General features: G+C 50.8%; 17 protein-coding genes. 12 read left to right on the top strand and 5 right to left on the bottom strand.

Going from position 1 to position 18,714, the window contains the following annotated elements; genetic code table 11:
• Positions 1-72: 72 nt before the first annotated feature.
• Positions 73-2,358, bottom strand: a complete 2,286-nt coding sequence (locus QCB44_RS00960; RefSeq protein WP_279407377.1) for a heavy metal translocating P-type ATPase — start codon at positions 2,356-2,358, stop codon at positions 73-75.
• Positions 2,359-2,586: 228 nt separating this feature from the next.
• Between QCB44_RS00960 and QCB44_RS00955 the strand changes: the two genes are divergently transcribed.
• Entirely contained in the window at positions 2,587-3,411 is an 825-nt protein-coding gene (locus QCB44_RS00955; RefSeq protein WP_279407376.1) for an HDOD domain-containing protein, read from the top strand.
• Here QCB44_RS00955 and cysQ read toward each other — a convergent pair.
• Together cysQ and nudE are read right to left on the bottom strand one after the other, a co-directional pair.
• Positions 3,408-4,259, bottom strand: a complete 852-nt coding sequence (cysQ, locus tag QCB44_RS00950; RefSeq protein ID WP_279407375.1) for a 3'(2'),5'-bisphosphate nucleotidase CysQ — start codon at positions 4,257-4,259, stop codon at positions 3,408-3,410. The genes QCB44_RS00955 and cysQ overlap by 4 nt on opposite strands.
• A complete protein-coding gene (nudE, locus tag QCB44_RS00945) occupies positions 4,256-4,864 on the bottom strand; it encodes an ADP compounds hydrolase NudE (protein WP_347710078.1) in 609 nt (202 codons plus the stop codon). The genes cysQ and nudE overlap by 4 nt, the downstream gene beginning before the upstream one ends.
• A 35-nt stretch (positions 4,865-4,899) precedes the next feature.
• On the opposite strand from nudE, the gene yrfG reads away from it, so the two are divergent.
• A complete protein-coding gene (gene yrfG, locus QCB44_RS00940; protein WP_279407374.1) occupies positions 4,900-5,562 on the top strand; it encodes a GMP/IMP nucleotidase in 663 nt (220 codons plus the stop codon).
• A gap of 66 nt (positions 5,563-5,628) precedes the next feature.
• Here the strand turns inward: yrfG and QCB44_RS00935 are convergent, their stop codons facing one another.
• A complete protein-coding gene (locus QCB44_RS00935) occupies positions 5,629-6,258 on the bottom strand; it encodes a thiopurine S-methyltransferase (RefSeq protein WP_279407373.1) in 630 nt (209 codons plus the stop codon).
• A 155-nt stretch (positions 6,259-6,413) separates the two neighbouring features.
• Between QCB44_RS00935 and QCB44_RS00930 the strand changes: the two genes are divergently transcribed.
• Complete coding sequence (locus tag QCB44_RS00930; protein ID WP_279407372.1) at positions 6,414-6,968, top strand: protein disulfide oxidoreductase; 555 nt, start codon at positions 6,414-6,416, stop codon at positions 6,966-6,968.
• 18 nt (positions 6,969-6,986) lie between these two features.
• Complete coding sequence (locus tag QCB44_RS00925) at positions 6,987-7,751, top strand: hypothetical protein (protein WP_279407371.1); 765 nt, start codon at positions 6,987-6,989, stop codon at positions 7,749-7,751.
• Between the two features lie 81 nt (positions 7,752-7,832).
• Here the strand turns inward: QCB44_RS00925 and QCB44_RS00920 are convergent, their stop codons facing one another.
• Complete coding sequence (locus QCB44_RS00920) at positions 7,833-8,693, bottom strand: delta-class carbonic anhydrase (RefSeq protein WP_279407370.1); 861 nt, start codon at positions 8,691-8,693, stop codon at positions 7,833-7,835.
• Between the two features lie 293 nt (positions 8,694-8,986).
• Between QCB44_RS00920 and QCB44_RS00915 the strand changes: the two genes are divergently transcribed.
• The 8 genes from QCB44_RS00915 to QCB44_RS00880 all read left to right on the top strand — a co-directional run bounded on the left by QCB44_RS00915 (position 8,987) and on the right by QCB44_RS00880 (position 18,452).
• Positions 8,987-10,936, top strand: a complete 1,950-nt coding sequence (locus QCB44_RS00915) for an ATP-binding cassette domain-containing protein (protein ID WP_279407369.1) — start codon at positions 8,987-8,989, stop codon at positions 10,934-10,936.
• Positions 10,937-11,136: 200 nt separating this feature from the next.
• On the top strand, positions 11,137-12,270 hold the full coding sequence (gene nrdB / locus QCB44_RS00910; RefSeq protein WP_279407368.1) for a class Ia ribonucleoside-diphosphate reductase subunit beta: 1,134 nt from the start codon (positions 11,137-11,139) through the stop codon (positions 12,268-12,270).
• 143 nt (positions 12,271-12,413) lie between these two features.
• A complete protein-coding gene (locus tag QCB44_RS00905; protein ID WP_279407367.1) occupies positions 12,414-13,139 on the top strand; it encodes a histidine phosphatase family protein in 726 nt (241 codons plus the stop codon).
• Between the two features lie 40 nt (positions 13,140-13,179).
• The gene (locus QCB44_RS00900; RefSeq protein WP_279407366.1) at positions 13,180-14,382 is read left to right on the top strand and encodes a metallophosphoesterase; all 1,203 of its coding nucleotides are present in this window, start codon (positions 13,180-13,182) and stop codon (positions 14,380-14,382) included.
• Between the two features lie 42 nt (positions 14,383-14,424).
• Complete coding sequence (locus QCB44_RS00895; RefSeq protein WP_279407365.1) at positions 14,425-14,730, top strand: amphi-Trp domain-containing protein; 306 nt, start codon at positions 14,425-14,427, stop codon at positions 14,728-14,730.
• An 11-nt stretch (positions 14,731-14,741) separates the two neighbouring features.
• A complete protein-coding gene (locus QCB44_RS00890; RefSeq protein ID WP_279407364.1) occupies positions 14,742-16,376 on the top strand; it encodes an aminoglycoside phosphotransferase family protein in 1,635 nt (544 codons plus the stop codon).
• Positions 16,369-17,280, top strand: a complete 912-nt coding sequence (locus QCB44_RS00885) for a GAK system ATP-grasp enzyme (RefSeq protein WP_279407363.1) — start codon at positions 16,369-16,371, stop codon at positions 17,278-17,280. The genes QCB44_RS00890 and QCB44_RS00885 overlap by 8 nt, the downstream gene beginning before the upstream one ends.
• Positions 17,277-18,452, top strand: coding sequence for an HprK-related kinase B (locus QCB44_RS00880; protein WP_279407362.1), 1,176 nt, complete (start codon positions 17,277-17,279; stop codon positions 18,450-18,452). Before QCB44_RS00885 ends, QCB44_RS00880 begins: the two co-directional genes overlap by 4 nt.
• Positions 18,453-18,714 lie beyond the last annotated feature (262 nt).

Raw genomic sequence — 18,714 nt, 5'->3', positions numbered from 1 at the left:
TCTTAAAAGCCTCTTCCGAAAGGAAGGGGCTTTTTTTATGGATGCGATTCAGTACTGACCCTAAGCATTCGGTTAAGCCATCCGTTTTGTTGCCAACAGTTTGTAAAGCTCATTTTCCTGCGCAAAGTGCAATTCAAGAATCGCGCCCAGACTGTACAAAGTGCGGGCAAGGGATTGTCGTTGAGTATTATCGGGGACGCCGCTTTCAATAGCCGCTAACTGATTAAGATACCCTCGACACAGATACAGAATTTCCTGATGCGTACGACTCAGCATCGCCATAGGATCACTGCCAGACATTTGCTGCGCCAAGCGTGGATGCAATTGACGCTCATCCTCTTGTTCATGGGGAATTAATTTTTGCTTTAGAAGTTCTGCAAGCGCCGACAACTCAGCGCCTCTTACCTCATCATGACTCGCTAAACGATCTGCCAATTGTCGAATATTTTCCAAAACAGGCTGCAAATCAACATGTTCTTTTTGTAACTTTCTCTCTTGCTCCTCGCCAATAATGCTCGGCTGTGATTCCGGCAACCTTAATGCCCTCAAAGCGTTAAGTATGACTAAAACATCGATGCCCTCTTGCAGCACCGCCCCTTCTAAAGGCGTTAAATAACCCAACGAAGCAAACAGCATGGCTCCAACCGAAAGCACCATACCGATGATGACACTCTGTCTAGCAATATTATGGCTGCGTCGAGCAATACGCACTCCATCTGCCAAAATCTCAATTCGATCCACAAGCAGCACGGCATCAGCAGCTTCGGAACTGGCACTCGCCCCACTCGCTCCCATCGCCACGCCAATGTCTGCAATTGCCAATGCAGGAGCGTCATTAATGCCATCGCCCACCATCAAAGTCGTGCCCTGCTGAGACTCTTTGCGAACAATTTCCACCTTGTCTTCCGGCTTCAAATTGCCGTAAACCTGGTTCATTCCCAGAGCAAACCCAATGCTTTCGGCAATTTCTTTCTGATCACCGCTAGCCATCGATAAACTTTGAATACCCACCATACGCAGATTACGCAGGGCGCGCGGTGTATCGGTACGCACCTCGTCCTGCAACACCAGCGCGCCGACCACTTGCTGATCAATCGCAATCAACACCAGCATGCGCCCCTCGTTACTCGCCTGCTTCAACAGCGGATCGATCCATTCCCCGGCGTGTGCCTGAGGCAACACCCACTGAGGCTGGCCTACCACCACCTGTTTGCTGTCTATCTCTCCGCAGAGCCCACTGCCCGGAGTCTCTGCAACATTATCGGGGATGGTAAGAGATAGGTTACGCTGCTTGGCAGATTCGACAATGGAACTCGATACCGCGTGAAAAGAGGTCTGTTCTAGGGAAGCCGCGAACTGCAACAGTTTTTCGCTGGTGTAACGCCCATTACCTTCAATGCTGACCAACCTCGGTTTTCCTGTCGTGATGGTTCCGGTTTTATCCAGAATGATGCGTTGCGTTTGCGCCAGGGCTTCAAGCGTAGCGCCGTTTTTAATCAAAAACCCGTTACGTGCAGAAGCCGATATCCCGGACACAATGGCAATGGGCGCCGCTAAAATTAAAGGGCAAGGGGTGGCGACAACCAAAACGGCCAGGGCACGAACCGGATCGCCTGAAAAGAACCATGTCGCACCTGAAACGATTAATGTCAGAGGGATAAACCATAAGGCGTAACGATCCGCCATGCGCGTAAACGGCGCCTTGCCGGTTTGAGCTTCTTTAACAAGACGGATAATTCCTGCATAGGCACTGTTGTTGACATCGTGAGCCACCTCCAAATCAAACGGAGGCCCTATATTTAACGTTCCGCTACTGACCGCCTCCCCCTGATTGCGCGTGACAGGAAGCGACTCCCCTGTCAATGAGGATTCATCAAGAATGGCGCTCGTACCGCTGACAAACCCATCAACCGGCAAAACAGCTCCGGTTTTAATGAGCAAACGGTCTTTGGGTTTGACTTTTTCAACGGGAACGGTTTCCAAAGCGTCATTTGCATAGCGCTCTGCTAAATCGGGAGCCCGGGTCAGCAGCGCCGTCAATTCCCGTTTAGCGCGGTTCGCCGCATACTGCTCAAGGGATTGCCCGCTGGCATACATCAGGGCGATGACCGCCGCGGCAAGTGATTCATCAAGCAATAAAGCCCCTATGATGGCCAAGGCGGCAATTAAATCGACCCCTAGATCACCGCGACGCAGACTTTTGGCAATATCCACAGCCAGCCAGATCAAAATGGGGAGCGCAGCGATGACCCAGGTGACATTGGCCAAAGCGTCTTCATTAAAGCCATAGTGAAATACCAGTCCCAATAAAGTGACGGCAAACACCCACAACCACGGAATATACTTAACCCTGTGCATATTCAATCCATCTCTAAAAACATACTCACATGAACACCTTCAAAAGCCGTTGAAACCGTTACATTCCCAACAGCCATTAAAGCACAAATTGAAATCCCTTCTTAAATCGCAACGCTTTTTGTTGATTCGGATTCACTTCAAATAGTTATTTTTGGTTTAAAACAGGCTTAATGCATTAGAATACACCGCATTTAACGACTCTAAACAGACCCTCGTCACATCAGCGCTATGAACTTAAGAGAACAGATCCAGGTAGCACAACAAGTGCTTCGAAAAGTCGACATCCCACTTCTTCCTCAAGAAGCGTTAGCACTGCAAAAGCTGTTTAATGAGAGCGACCTTCCTGATATTCGTGCGATCAAACAACTGATTTCCGCCAACCCTTTTCTAGCGGGCGAATTGATCAGTCTGGCCAATCAACCCAATATCTCAAATCAGGCGCCAAACCCGGTCAAAGACCTCGATTCGGCCCTCTACCGATTGGGTAATAAGCGTTTAAAAAACTACATCCTATCGATCTATATCAACCAGCTTCTCAATAGCATGAAAATCAAGGGGCTGAGTTATCACAGTCAGGACATTGCCCTGATTATGGCGGAAATCGCCCGCTCGACACGCTTACTCGGAGTGGATGAAGCCTATCTACTCGGTTTGATTCATGACATCGGTGGGTTTGCCCTCAGTGAAATAGACGAAAATTACGGACAGATTTTTGTCGGAAGAATGCGCAATCACTACAGCATGTACAAACAGGAATACGCGCGCTTTGGCACCACACATACCGCTCTTGGCTATGTCATTGCCGATAACTGGGGGTTGCCGCCGTTGATTTCACAAACCATCCTGTTGCATCACGAACCGAACCTTCAGGCGATTAAAAACACCCAGCTCCGCCAATGGACCGCCATTTTGGAATTAGCCCATGCACTGGCCGTTGAAAAAAGCAATCAAATGTCAGTATCGCTGGAGATAAAAAAAGTCTTGCAAGAAAGTTCAACCGTCCTCAATTTGCAGGAAGAAACCCTCAAACGCATCCGCCTGAGTATCGGTTAAACCTGAGGGAATTCAGGCCATGAATAACGGCAATCGCCAACGACCATAAAATAAGGGTTCAATAAGGTCTCTGATTGCGCATATCGCAACGCGTTTCCTTGGCGATCCACCAATTGGCCACCGGCTTCTTCGACGACACATTGCGCCGCGGCCGTATCCCATAAAGAGGTCGGGCCGAATCGCGGGTAAACATCCGCAGCGCCTTCGGCGACCAGACACGACTTGATGGCCGATCCCATTCGCACCAGTTTGTTCGGTCCGAGCGCGTCTAAAAAGGCATTGATTTTAGAACCGTGCCGCCGACTGACGGCGACGCGAACTGGCCTGCCAACTTCCACAGTATCCACCGAAATTTGATATTCGGGGTTAAAGCACTGCGCCCACGACATGGATGGGACGAGCTGCGGATTGGTTTGCTTGTAGGCGCCCTGATCTTTAAACGCGTAGTACAGCACCCGAGTCACCGGCACATACACCACGCCCAGAACGGGTTGTTGATTGTGAATTAAGGCAATGTTGACACTGAATTCCCCGGTGCCTTCAATGAACTCTTTGGTCCCATCCAACGGGTCCACCAGCCAAAATGTTGACCAGGCCTGTCGGGTTTCAAATGGAATCTCGCTCACGCTCTCTTCACTGACTAAGGGAATGTCCGGGGTCAGACGGTTTAAGGCAGCACTGATCAACAGATCGGCTTTTTGATCGGCAATAGTAACCGGCGTGCCATCCGATTTCAGATCCACCGGCGTTTCGTCGGGATGATGATAGATCTGTAAAATTTGCTCGCCCGCCTCAACCGCAATGCGGCAAACTTCCGGCAATAGCGGGATCAGGGAATTCAATGTCATTTAAGGCGTCCGGTCTCTTTCAACAGCAACAGCAGAGCGGCGTAAGCACGCCCCTCACTAAAATCAGGATGTTGCAGCAGGGCCGGCCAATCGTCGAGCTTCCACGGCACCACCTCCAGCGGTTCCGGTTCGTCGCCTTCACAAGGTTCCAGCGTCAATCCGGTCGCCAACACAATATGAGTGTGGTGGGTCATATACCCCGCCGCCATACTGACCGAATCCAACAGACGCACTTGCGCCGGTTTGTAGCCGACCTCTTCCTGACTTTCACGAATGCTTGCCGACTCCCAGGTTTCCCCCGGGTCAACCTTACCTTTAGGGAACCCCAACTCATAACGCCCGACGCCAATACAAAATTCACGAATCAGTAATAGCGTGTCATCGTCGAGCATAGGTATAATCAAAACCGCACCTTGCTCACTGCCGAGCAGACGCTCATACAACACCTGAGTTCCGTTTGAGAATTCCAGCGCTTGAGACTGGACGGTAAAAATGCGAGACTGGGCGACAATCTTCTCCGATAACACAAGCGGTGGCCGAACATCGGTTTTCGATGCTTCCATCTCTTGAATCGGTTTTTGTAATGAAGCAGTGTGTTTTTTCATACTCACAATCATACGCCAAGGGAAAAAAATTGCCAATGACTGCCAAACTCGACTGGTCACAAATTGATACCGTGTTACTGGATATGGACGGTACCCTGCTGGATCTGCATTTTGACTGGCACTTCTGGATGGAATATCTTCCCCAGGCTTATGCCGAGCGCAACGGCCTGAGTCAGGAAGAGGCCGAGCGCATTATCCACGAGAAGATTCAGCAGCAACAAGGCACGTTAAACTGGTACTGCCTGGATTACTGGAGCGAAGCTTTGCAGCTGCCCGTCAGCGAACTCAAACGTGAAGTGAAACATCTGATCCAAACCCATCCGGACGTCATCAACTTTCTGGCAAAACTCAAGCAGCTCGGCAAAACCGTGGTAATGGTCACCAATGCCCATCGGGACAGTTTGGCAATCAAACTGGAAATGACCGAAATCGGTGACTACTTCGACCACCTTATCTCCGCGCATGATTTCGGCCTGCCCAAAGAGGACATTCGCATCTGGTCGGAAATTCAAACGGTGCAGCCTTATGATCCCAAGCACACCCTGCTGATCGACGACAACCTGCACGCCCTGCGTACCGCCCAGCAATACGGCATACAACATTTGTTATGCGCGGTTCATGTCAGTCCTAAACTCGACAAAATTGACCCGCAGGAATTCGATCACTTTGAAACCTACAACGAAATCATTCCGCTTTAGGCGATTTTGAACAGGCCTGATCAAAACAACTAAACAGACAGGCCTGTGCACTTTCAATACAGCATCTCAATAACGCATCACAAATACCTTTTCCACCGCATCCACCCCCTTGCGACTGAACGCCTGTTCGGAGATTCTGTCCACGCTGGCAAACTCGGCAAACAACTCTCTGACTTCGGCTTCCGGTACCGAGAATGGCGGGCCGTTTAACTGAGTTTGATCGTACTCCATGGTCACCATCAAAAACTGCGTGCCCTTGGCAAGGATTTTTTGCAGATGCCGTACATAATCACGGCGCATTTGCGGCGGCAGCGCGACAATCGCGGCACGGTCATACACCGCTTTGACCTGTTGACAATCGTCCGCGCTCAGCTCAAAAAAGTCGCCGCACAATAGGGTCATGCCGTCCAATTCATAACCGCAGAAACGATCGTGCTTAACCGGCTCGGCGCTAATGGCGTTTTCACTTAAAAACTCATCGAGCGCTTTATGGCTCAATTCCACACCAATCACATCATGTCCCTGCTGCTTCAGCCACAACATATCCAGTGACTTACCGCACAGCGGCACCAGCACCTGCTCGTTTCCCTGCAACTGCAAACGCTGCCAGTGTTGCTGCAAAAACGCGTTGATCTCGCTCTGGTGAAAGCCTACCACCCCGCTTTCCCACATCTCATGCCAAAAATCGGCCTGCATAGTTCCTCCCTGTTGTATCTTCGCCCAGCGAAATTCGATTCTTGATTGACGGGACATTATAATAGCCGAGCGTTGAGAAGCAGAAACTTCACAACGGCTTCTCACAACAAGCGTTCATTCACTGACACTCACAAAACACAAAGGACTCCTTGACCATGTCGTCACATCACGACTCGCAGCCAGACCAGACTCAGCAGGCCTCCCCCCGTTTTTGGCAAAGAAACTGGGTGAAAAACACCCTGACCGTGCTGATTTTTATCGGCGCCTATCTGGCACTGCGTCCCTTTATGCAGGGCGACGTCATTCAGGGTCAGGTGCCGGATATCAGCGTACAGACGCTGCAAGGTGAAACCCTTTCCCTGCGGGAACTGGAGCAGCCGGCGTTGATTCATATCTGGGCGACCTGGTGTCCGATCTGCGGGGTGACCCGCGGCAGTGTCGAATCGGTGGCGGAAGATTACACCGTGATCAATATCGCCACTCAATCCGGCGACGACGACCAGCTCCTCCATTACGCCCAACAGCATGAGATGAATCCGGCCATCATCGTCAATGACCTGGACGGCGAACTGATGAAACAATTCGGTGCCAAGGCGGTGCCGGCCGACTTTATACTCGGCGCGAACGGCCAGATTGAATTTGTCGAAGTCGGTTTTACCAGCGAACTCGGTCTGCGTCTTCGCCTGTGGTGGGCCGGCCTGCAACCGTGATAAAGACGATTATTTTCTATGTATAACGGCTTTACCATTTTCAGCACCGAGGACGAATTCGGCCCGATCAAGGTTGTCGAAAACCGCGCCACGCGCAAGCTCTATTTCGATTCGCCGGTGGAGCAGAGCTGTTTTTATCTCAATGCGCCGATGACTTTGAACTTTGAATACCAGCAGAAAATCATTGATCTGCTCCTTAAGTTCGCCGACCAAGTTCCTTTTAGTGAGCCGCAACGTCCTTTCCGCGTGCTGATGCTGGGGCTTGGCGGCGGCAGCATGGCGCATCACCTCTATCACACTCTGCCTAATTTGCAGATGACCGTGGTGGAGCTGCGTCAGGCGGTCATCGATTGCGCCTACCGTTTTTTTCAGCTGCCCGACGAACCGGAAATTGAAACCCTGCAGGTGGATGCACTGGCCTTTGTCGCCGACAACGAGTTTGCCTACGATGCCGTCATCGTCGATCTGTTTGACAGCCACGGCATTCCCGCCGAATTCAGCGAAGCCGATTTTCAGCGCAATCTGCTCAAGCAACTGAATGCCCCCGGCCTGCTGCTATTTAACTTGTGGAACAAACAGAACGAAAACAGCCAAAACAAACCGACCCCCACCAAAGAGAGCGGTCAAGTGCTCAATCACTGGCAAACGCTGGTTTGCAGGCATAAGAGCCTGAAACAAACCCGCTATAACATTAGTTCCAGCGACAATCTGATTCTGGCGGTCGAACAAACTGAACAGGCCTGTTCAAACCCCTTTAAGCGCAATTCAAAGCTCACCCCATAAAAAAACCGCAGAAGAGACGGGCCCAACTGCGGTTTTAAATTTAAGGGACTTCACTCCTAAAAATGGAGTGAGGCTTTCACCTTACTGGATTTTTGAGAGCAAATCCGGGTTGATCACCAGGTTGCGAACGCCGTGAGCGTGGTCTTCGTCAAAAGCGTTGCCTTTACACCACTGGCCCACGGTTTCGATATTCACCTTGGCGACTTTCGGACGCACACTCCAGCTGACCTGGAAAGGCGAGCCTTTTTCGTTATAGCCCGGCCCGGTGGTCGAACCGGCATATTGCACCGGTTCGCCGGTATTACTCGGAATATTCAACGCCTGATACACGCCGTTTTTAACGCCGTGCTTAGTCAACTCCATAAAATCCAGCGCGTTTTTGTCATTCACCAATACATACACCTGGGTTTCAACGCGCAACTGCGGGTTTTTGTTGGCATCGCTCAGGCATGAGCCCAGTGTTGGACCGGGCTTGACCTGTGCAGTTGAATGAACGTAATGCACTTCGATGGTGTCGCCCGGGTACAACGCACCGTGCTTGCTTGGACAAATTTCAGCGTCGATTTTTTGGGTTTCGATCGCGCTCAACTGGCCAGAATAAACATAACCGCTGTGATAACCGTGACCGTCACCGTTGCCCGCGTATTTATTGAATTCGCCGCCCTTGTGCTCCGCATTCTTATGGAAGTGGATGTTACACAGATTCATGCTGGTGTAGGCCGGCGCGGTATTGAACGCAGTGGTGTTATTCCCCGCTTTTGAGTCAATATCACGTGGCGCCTGTGGACCAAACCCTTTGCCTTCGGTATTTTTGGCCAACGCAGCGCGCTGCTCGGCAATCACCTCATCCGCAACCGGACCGTGCGCTTCTTTGTGGTGACTAGTGGCACAGGCTTGCAGTGCAAGCGCTGCGGAAATAGCGGCGATTAATTTTACGTTCATTCTCTATTTTCTCCCATGATCATTACGAAGACATTCGTTCAGGCTTCAACAGCCATAAAAACACGCAATTATACTCAATGCCGTGCAGCCCAAAACCGCTATCCCAATCAGTATTCTCTATTACACTTCAGAAAACACTTATACCTTAAAATCTATACAAACCCCACTCAAAATAGAATTCATTCGAATCTCATGCTAGTGCCGGTCATTTATGATTCGGCAACTTTTCCTCTCACCGTTTATAATCTCTTCATTCACATCAAACCCTGACTTAAAAGGCACAAAGGATATCAATGGCTCTGCTCTTTTTACGCGACCTCACCCTGAGTTTTGGCGCCGCTCCACTTCTGGACGGTGTAAACCTGCAAATTGAAGCCAACGAACGGCTGTGTATTGTTGGCCGTAACGGTGAAGGCAAATCCACCCTGCTCAAAGTCATTGAAGGCGAAATTCAGGCGGACAGCGGCACACGCATTGTTCAGGACGGCGTGCGCATTGCCAAATTGCAACAGGAAGTGCCGCATGATACCCACGGCAGCGTGTTCCATATCATTGCTGACGGTCTCGGCGAACTCGGGCCGCTGATTGAACGCTTTGAGCAACTGAGCGCACAGATGGAGACTGACTACTCCGAAGCCCTGCTCAACGAACTGACCCAGGTGCAACAGCAAATTGATGCCCAAAACGGCTGGGAACTGAAGCAGCGCGTCGAGACCATTATCTCCAAACTCGGTTTGCCGGGCGAAGTCGAATTTTCCACGCTTTCCGGCGGGATGAAACGCCGCGTCCTGCTGGCCAAAGCCCTGGTACAGGAACCGGACATTCTCCTCCTCGACGAGCCGACCAACCATTTGGACATTCCCTCCATTCAATGGCTCGAAGGATTCCTCAAATCGATCCGCTGCGCCCTGGTGTTTATCACCCACGACCGTGCCTTTTTACAGGCGTTAGCCACCCGCATTGTCGAACTGGACCGCGGCCGCCTGTCCAACTGGGAGTGCGACTATCACACCTACCTGCAACGTAAGGCCGAGCAACTGGAAGCCGAAGCCAAACAGAACGCCGAATTTGACAAAAAACTGGCGCAGGAAGAGGCCTGGATTCGTCAGGGTATCAAAGCGCGTCGCACCCGCAACGAAGGCCGTGTGCGAGCGCTGGAAAAGCTGCGCGAAGAACACAAAGCACGCCGCAGTCAGCAGGGCAAGGCCAATCTGCAGCTGAACCGCACCGATCTTTCCGGTAAACAGGTCATTGAAATCGAACACCTTTCCTTCAGTTACGACAACAAAATCATTGTCACCGATTTTTCCACCACCATTATGCGTGGCGACAAGGTCGGCATCATCGGGGAGAACGGCTGCGGTAAATCGACCCTGCTGTCACTGATTCTGGGCAAACAGACGCCGACTTCCGGCAAGGTCAAACTCGGCACCAATATTCAGATCGCCTACTTTGACCAGCATCGCGCCCAGCTCGACGAAAACCGTACCGTAGCCGAAAGCGTGATCGAAGAGAGCGATTACGTGGAGATCAACGGCCAGCGCAAACACATTATCGGTTACCTGGGCGATTTCCTCTTCAGCCCGGATCGCGCCCGCCAGCCGGTCAAGGCACTTTCCGGTGGTGAGCGTAACCGCCTGTTGCTGGCGCGCGTGTTTGCCAAACCGTCCAATCTGCTGGTACTGGATGAACCGACCAACGACCTGGATGTGGAAACGCTGGAGCTGCTGGAAGAGATTCTCCTCAACTACGCCGGCACGGTGCTGATCGTCAGCCACGACCGGGCGTTTTTAAACAATGTGGTCACCAGCTCCATCGTCTTCGACGCCCCCGGCATCGTCAACGAGTATGTCGGTGGCTACGACGATTGGCTTCGCCAGCGTCCGGATTTTTCGCATCTGACCGAAGCAAAAGCAGACTCCAAAAAACCAGCTGTTTCTGAAGAAGCAAACAGGCCTGCTGAAAACAGAAAAGCCGCAGCTAAACCGGCAAACGAGACCAAAAAGCCGAAAAAACTCAGCTACAAAGACCAGCGTGAATACGATGCCTTACCCCAACGCATCGAAGAGTTGGAGCAGGCTTTGGAAGCGCTAAGCGAAGCGATGAACCAACCTGACTTTTATCAGCAGGAAGAATCCATCGTGCAAGAAAAACTGCAACAGCTCCAGCAAAAAGAGGCGGAATTGGAAGCCGCCTTTGAGCGCTGGGAAATGCTGGAAGCGATGGTGATGGGCGAACGCTGACCATCAGCCTAACCATCTATTTGAGAGCAATAAAAAATTCCGCAAAAATAAGAATAAATCTTATTTGCGTGGCTCATATTTATGGTTAAAATAATCGATCACCCTATTTTGGAATCGAGCCCGTTATCGTCTATGATCGACACCTACAAAACTGGATCGATACGGTTTTCGATTCCCCTAATATCAGGATACGGAACTATATGAGTTGTCAGGATAAACACACCTACTCCACTTTTTGTCGCTCGCAAAATAATGCGTTAAAAGAGCCGATGTTCTTTGGTCAGAACGTGAATGTGGCACGTTACGACCAACAAAAATATCCTTTTTTTGAAAAGCTGATCGAAAAGCAATTGAGCTTCTTCTGGCGTCCGGAAGAGGTGGATCTGTCGACTGACCGTACCGATTACGCGGACCTTCCTGCCAACGAACAACATATTTTCATCAGCAACCTGAAATACCAAACGCTGTTGGACTCGGTGCAAGGGCGTTCCCCCAACGTCGCGCTGTTGCCGCTGGTATCGATTCCGGAACTGGAAACCTGGATTGAGACCTGGGCCTTTTCGGAGACCATCCACAGTCGTTCGTACACGCACATTATCCGCAACATCGTCACCGACCCGTCGCTGGTGTTTGATGATATCGTCGCCAACGACGAGATCACCAAGCGTGCCATCAGCGTCACCGAACACTATGATGAACTGATCGCCCTGACGAATCACATGTACGCCAATCAGATCGACATCGAAAAAGACGCCGAATTCCGTAAAAAGATCAAAACCTCGCTTTACCTGACGTTGGTTTCGGTGAATGTCCTGGAAGCAATCCGCTTCTATGTGTCCTTTGCCTGTAGCTTCTCGTTTGCCGAACGTTCGCTGATGGAAGGCAACGCCAAAGTCATTAAACTGATCGCGCGAGACGAAGCGTTGCATCTGTCAGGCACCCAGAACATGATCAACCTGATGGCAGAAGGTGCGGACGATCCGGAAATGGCGGAAATCGCCAAAGAGCAGCTCGAAGAGACCTACAACATCTTCCGTCAGGCCGCCGAGCAGGAAAAACAGTGGGCCGACTACCTGTTTAAAGACGGTTCCATGATCGGCCTGAATGCCAATATTCTCAAAGACTACGTGGAGTACATCACCAACGTGCGTCTGAAAGCGTTGAAGCTGGAACCGATCTTCGAAAACCGCAGTAACCCGTTGCCGTGGATGAACAATTGGCTGGTGAGCGACAATGTTCAAGTCGCGCCGCAAGAGTCGGAAATCAGCTCTTACCTGGTTGGCCAGGTCGATTCCAAGGTCAATAAAGACGATTTCAGCGACTTTTCACTGTAACGGCTGTAATCAGAGCAATTGAAAGGCGCTTTGAAGCGCCTTTTTTATTGCCATTCATTCCCCCTCTGCTCTCATCGCCAACGTCATAAAACAGTCACAAAACCGTTAAAAGAGTTTCACCAGGCCTGCCTAAAATGGGCCGAATGAAGCAAGCAAGATCCATCCTGGCGTTTATCCGCCACGGCGAATATCGCCAAAAACCGAACGTTCCCAGCGCCTGGCAGCCGTTCGCCCTCACCGAACGCGGTATTCAGCAGTCCCGCCATGCGGCTCAGCCGCTTTTAGCCTTTGCCGAGACACACAATTTACAGATTGAGCCTAGGATTCATACTTCCAACCTGCTCAGAGCCTGGCAAACGGCCGAACAGATTCGACTTAATCTCCATCAACAGGCGCATCTGATCAGTTCCGAACAGCTTAACGAACGCAGTGTCGGTGCCGCGGCCAACCTGACCATTACCGAAATCGAGCAGATTCTGCAGCAAGACCCGCGTTACCCGCTGCCTCCGCACAACTGGAAATCCGACCCGCACTACCGTCTGCCATTCGATGGCGCCGAATCCTTAATGGAGGCCGGAAAACGGGTCTGCCACGGCATTGTCGAAGTGATGCAGCAAGTTCACACCAGCGCGCAACACGACACCCTCACCGTCATGGTCGGTCACGGTGCCTCGTTTCGTCATGCCGCTTATCTGTTGGGGGCACTGGAGTTTGATGATATTGGCCGCTATTCGATGCACTACGCCGACCCGATCTATTTTGAAGTCCGCTGGAGTGAAAACGAACAGGCCTGCTCACTTTGCAAAGTGGGCGGCGAGTGGAAAGTGCGCAATGAACAGACTCAATCTAACGCTTTGTTAATGGATTAAACGCTGACAGACGCATCAGCGCAATTTGGAGAACGCGAACATGGCCCCAATTACTCCCTGGCAACCTCAAGATACAATCAAAATCCCTTTGGAAGCTTGGCTGATGCCGCAGAAAAACACCTACTTTTTCTGCGACCTGCATGCAGACGCAGACGCCTTTTTGCGTTCATTGAAACTCAGCGAACTGGTAACGTTTCAAAGTACGCCTGGCAACCTGGTTTTGACCGAGAAGGCGAAACAGGCGCAGATTCTTATTGGAGGCGACTGCTTTGACAAGGGGCCCAGCAATCTGGCCCTGTTCAAGCTGCTGAACCAACTGCGTCAAGCCGGGGCCGACTTGGTGTTGCTGGCCGGAAACCACGACATCCGCGTCTATGCGGGACTGCTGGCACTGGATTTTATGGACGACTTGCGCCAGTCGCACTTTTTTGTGCGCATGGGGCGTAAAACCGCGGCTTTTCTGGCGGAAATTTACCAACACTACTGCCAGGATCAAACAGGGCCTGATCTGCCGGAAAGTCTGATTCACAACGCATTGTTTCCGCAACAGGAATGGTTTGAATATTTTCCGCAATACGCACAGCACTTCATGAATACGCAGCAAATCCATAAGGAGTTGAAACAGATCCGCAAAAAACAACCGGATTTTCTTCAGGCCTGTTCCGATTACGGTTTGAATTTGACCCAAGTGTATCAGGCGGCGCAAAAAGCCAAATCGCTGTTTATCGACCCGCAAGGTGAGTTTGCCTGGTTTTTCCGTGAATTGAATCTTTTGCACCGCAGCGGCAGTTACCTGTTCAGTCACGCCGGACTCGATGATCGCGTGGCATTGCAACTGCAAAACCGTACCGATAAGGAGCTGAATGACCGTTTTAAGCAACAGATGCGTGAAGGGCAGATCTTCCAGATGTACTACTCGGAAATGGGGAATGTATTCCGCACCAAATACCGTCCCAAAGACTGGCCGCTCACGGAAACCGGTTCTCAAGCGTTGCGCAAAATCGGCATTTTGGCCCTGGTCAATGGACATCGGAGCCACCTCAACGGCCAGCAGCTGTTTGTACGCCAAGGCCTGCTGAACTTTGAATGCGACACCCAGCTTAACGCCAATTGCCGCCGCAAGTCGAATATGAAAACACCGGGGGAAGCTGTTACAATATTTTCCACCAACGGCACGGTATCGGCCCTTTGCAGCGAACTTCCATACGCCAGACAGTTCCACCCTGTATTCACGTGCGCTTAGGCTGTTTCCATAAACCGATACCCTTCACACAGAGAGTTTCTCATGGCCAATAAGACAAATTACTTTGAGCATGAATCCCTTCAGGATCAGGACGCCATCATCAGCTATCTTGAGGCCTTGACCGAAGGCATTAAAAAAGGCGAAATCCTGTTCTCGGACGAAGAGGAAACTTTGCTGTTGCACCCTCAGGCATTCGGCCGCTTGCGTATCAAGGCCAGTCAGACCAAAAAAGTGCAGGAACTGCGCCTGCGTATTAGCTGGAACAACAAGGAACAGGAAGACTCGGAACCGGCCACCCTCAAAATCAAAGCCAAAAAGGCCAAAAAAACCAAGAAGAGCAAGGCGTAACCTTCAAGTCCATGAAAACCATTCCCTTACTCTATGAAGCCCTGCGCTTTCTGATTCTGGATGTCCAGAAGCAGCTGCAAACCCTGACCGACGGTTTGGAAACCCAAGACGTCGCTCTGTTAGACAAAAGCCTGGGACGTATTGATTACATCGAAAACACCCACGTCAACCTGCTTAACCGTGCCGGCCAGCAGTACTGCCAGAACGATTGCGACGACGACCGGGTCATCATCCAAAGTTACGAACATATCAGTCACAGTCTAAAAGCGCTTTCCTCGCAGCTTCAGGAGATGGCCTATCAGCTGAAAAAACAGAATACTCTGAAACTGATCCAGAAAAAGTCGGTGTTTAATGCGCTCAACGACCTCAATAAAGGGCTATCGCTGATTATCCCAGCCATCGAAAGTGAGCACTTAACCCTTTCCATCGACATCTGTCGCTTACAGGTGCGCATTGACAAGACCTGCTCTCAGCAACTGGAAAAATACAAAAAGCGCCTTAAAACAGGACAAAATACCGAAGCACTGCTACATGCCTGTTTTACTCTGAAAGACATCAATCTGATGGGCGATGCTCTGCTGCGTATCGGAGAAGGCATCATCTCCGCCAATCTTGGTCAGTTTATCCAGATTGACCGTTATCATGCTCTGGAAGCGACGTTATCCGCACTTAAAGAAGAAGTCTCCAGCGAGGAACTGAACATTCACTCAATGGGTGAAACCAAATCCGGCTGCACCATTTCCGGGGTGCGCTCCTCGGCTGAAAGCGAAGACCGCATACTGGCGATTTTCAAACAGGGCAAAAAAGAAAAACTGCTGGAAGAAAAAGCGAGCATTGAAAGCTGGCACCAGAAATTCCCCGGCATCGCACCGGAGGTGTATTCTTATCAGAAACAGGGGGACAAAGCCGCTCTGCTGTTTGAATACCTCACCGGCCATACCTTTGACAAGCTACTGCTAACCGAAGACCGCAAAACGCTGAAAAAGGCCTTAAATACCTTGTTTGCCACGTTGCACGATATCTGGGAACAAACGCGGATTGACGAAGTGCATCCGGCTGACTTTATGAAGCAGCTGCAAAAGCGTCTCGGCCACATCTATGACGTTCACCCTGACTTTAACCTCAAAGGCTTGCAGATCGGTTCGGTCAAACAGGCTTCGCTGGAAAGCATCGTTAAAAAAGCCCAAAAACTCGAGAAGAAACTCAGTGTTCCCAACGCCGTCTATATCCACGGCGATTTTAATGTAGACAACATCATCTACGACGTTCTGCAGAATCAAATCAGTTTCATTGATCTGCATCGTTCGGACTATTCCGACTATGTCCAGGATCTCTCGGTGCTGATGGTCTCCTTCTACCGGATCACCAATTTTGAACCCATCGTATGCAAGCGCATCATTATGGCGATGGAAGCGACTTTCGACTTCGGCGCACGTTACGCCGCAGAGATCGAGGATAAGGATTACCAGCTGCGTATGGCTTTGGGGCTAGCACGCTCCTTTTTGACGTCAACGCGTTTTGTGCTGGATAAAGAACATGCCAAATCCATGCACTTTAAAGGGCGCTACCTGATTGAACAACTGCTGCAACTCGACAGCCAGCAACGACAAACCTATCGCATTCCAAAGGAACTGTTCCATGACTAATCTGAAGATCGGGGTGGTCGGCATTCCCGGGAAATGGTCAACCGAAATTTTGGCGGATGAAATCGAAAAACGCACCGGTTTCCGCCTGGTGATCGACATCGAAAAAGTCGTCGCCGATCTCTCCAAACCAGAAGTTCTCTATCAAGGTCAATGCTTATGTAAGTTGGACGGTTTGATTATCAAAAAAATTTCGCAGACCTACAGTCCTAAGGTGCTGGACCGTTTGGAAATTCTGCGTTTTGTGGAGTGCTGCGGGGTGCAGATTTTTTCCAACCCGGCAGAAATCATCCGCCTGGTGGACCGCATGAGCTGCACCGTATCGCTGGCCAAAGCCAATATCCCTATGCCGGAAACGGTGATTACCGAGGATCTTAACGCCGCCTACCATGCCGTACAGAAATTCGGCAAGGTCGTGCTCAAACCGCTGTTTTCCACCAAAGCCCGCGGCATGGAAGTGCTTTCCAGTGACACTTCGGAAAAGAAACTCAAACAACAATTGCACGACTACTATGCAATCCACGGTTTTTATTATGTGCAAAAGAAGCTTAAACTGCCGGGCCACGATATGGGACTGGTGTTTTTAGGCGGCGAATATCAAGGCGCTTATGCTCGCGTGGGCAATGGCAGCAGCTGGAACACCACGATCCATTCGGGCGGCAAATACGCCAAGGTAGAGCCCAGCGAAGAGATCATCGAAATCGCCCGTAAGGCGCAAGCGCAGTTTGACCTGAGTTACACCACCGTAGACATTGCCGAAACCGAACAAGGTCCAGTGTGCTTTGAAGTCTCCGCATTCGGCGGCTTTAAAGGGGCTCAAGAAGGATTAGGATTGAATATGGCCGCCCGCTACACCGACTATGTGATTGAGCGCCTATTACAGAACAAAGCAAAACAAACGGCATGACAGAGACTCCTCAAAGCTCGCCTTCTCTGTTAACGAAGATGCTGGAAGTGGCGGAGGCCCTTCCGGTAGAAACACACGTGTTACAGCTGAATCTAGCGGATTTTCCGTTGCGACTGCACAGCAACTCCAGCAAGTTATTACGCATTCTGGAGCATTACTTTGAAGAGCTGATTTCGGTCGTGGACCTGGATCACGAAGATCGTCCTTGGCCCGCTGAGCAAACTCTGTATTTCTATCAGACGGATGCCCTCTCCCCTCTGGCGGAAACCACCGAATGGACCGACTGGCAACGTGAAGCGGGTAAAGTCGGACGTAAAGATGCCGTTTTCGATACTGACTTTAATGGTCAAGCGGTACGTTTGCTGCGCAAAGTCAAAACCGGCATGCTGTTTTTGCAGCCCGCCCCTTCATCGCAGCAAAGCCAGCTTTCACCGCTGGCATTCGGGCCGATCGAAACCCGCAGCAGCCAGATCATTAACTTTATCCTCACCCAATATCTTAACTGGCATCTGCGCCACGGTTGGGTGTTGGCGCACACGTCCGGGTTACAAATTCAAAACCAAGGCCTCGCCTTCGCCGGGCTTTCAGGCGGCGGCAAATCCACATTGATGCTGCATCTGCTGGAACAGGGGCAGCACTTTATCAGCAACGATCGTCTGCTGCTCAAACAGGGCGAAAACGGCTTGGTGATGCGCGGCATTCCCAAACAGCCGCGAATCAATCCGGGCACCATCGTGCACAACCCCAAACTGCATGCCTTGATCAGTGACAGCGAACGTCAGCGGTTTCTGTCTCTGCCCAGCGAAACCCTACGCGCACTGGAACAGAAATACGACGCGCCGGTCAACAGCCTGTTTTTCCCCGGCTGTTATCAGAGTGAGGCGCCATTGAATGCGCTGTTTATTTTGAACTGGCAGGCGCAAAGCGCCGAGCCGACGCGCGTCACCCCGGTAAATCTGCAACAACGACCCGACTTGCTGCCGGCAATCATGAAAACACCGGGGCCGTTTTATGCCCGTGATGAAAACGGTTTTCTCAAAAACGGCTTCCAACCCGATCCGCAAGATTATCTGGCGTTGTTAAAAGCGTGCCGCGTCTATGAAATTACCGGCAAGATCGACTTTGATGCCGCACAGGCGCAAGTTCTCGATATCATCAATTCAGAACTTTAACAACTCAACAGGCCTGTTTATGTTAGGTTTGTGAATATCGTGTGCAACTTAATTACTTTGAATTGAGTTTATGCACGATCGTTCGAAGCAACTCCCATTGGAATAAATTGTGCAATGTTCTTAACGCAGTGAACGGTTAAAACGCGGTTGTTTGAGCGAAAGCGAGTTCCGTGTTTTCAGTGAACAAGTTTAGAATTTGCCAATTTATGGAGTGGGTACCTTTTTTCTGGTTACTCTTTTTGGGCAAGCAAAAAGGTAACCA

Source organism: Thiomicrorhabdus sp. zzn3, assembly GCF_029767755.1.
GTDB lineage: Bacteria > Pseudomonadota > Gammaproteobacteria > Thiomicrospirales > Thiomicrospiraceae > Thiomicrorhabdus.
Note: the sequence above shows the minus strand (reverse complement) of the source record. Positions and strands in the feature narration are given on the sequence as shown.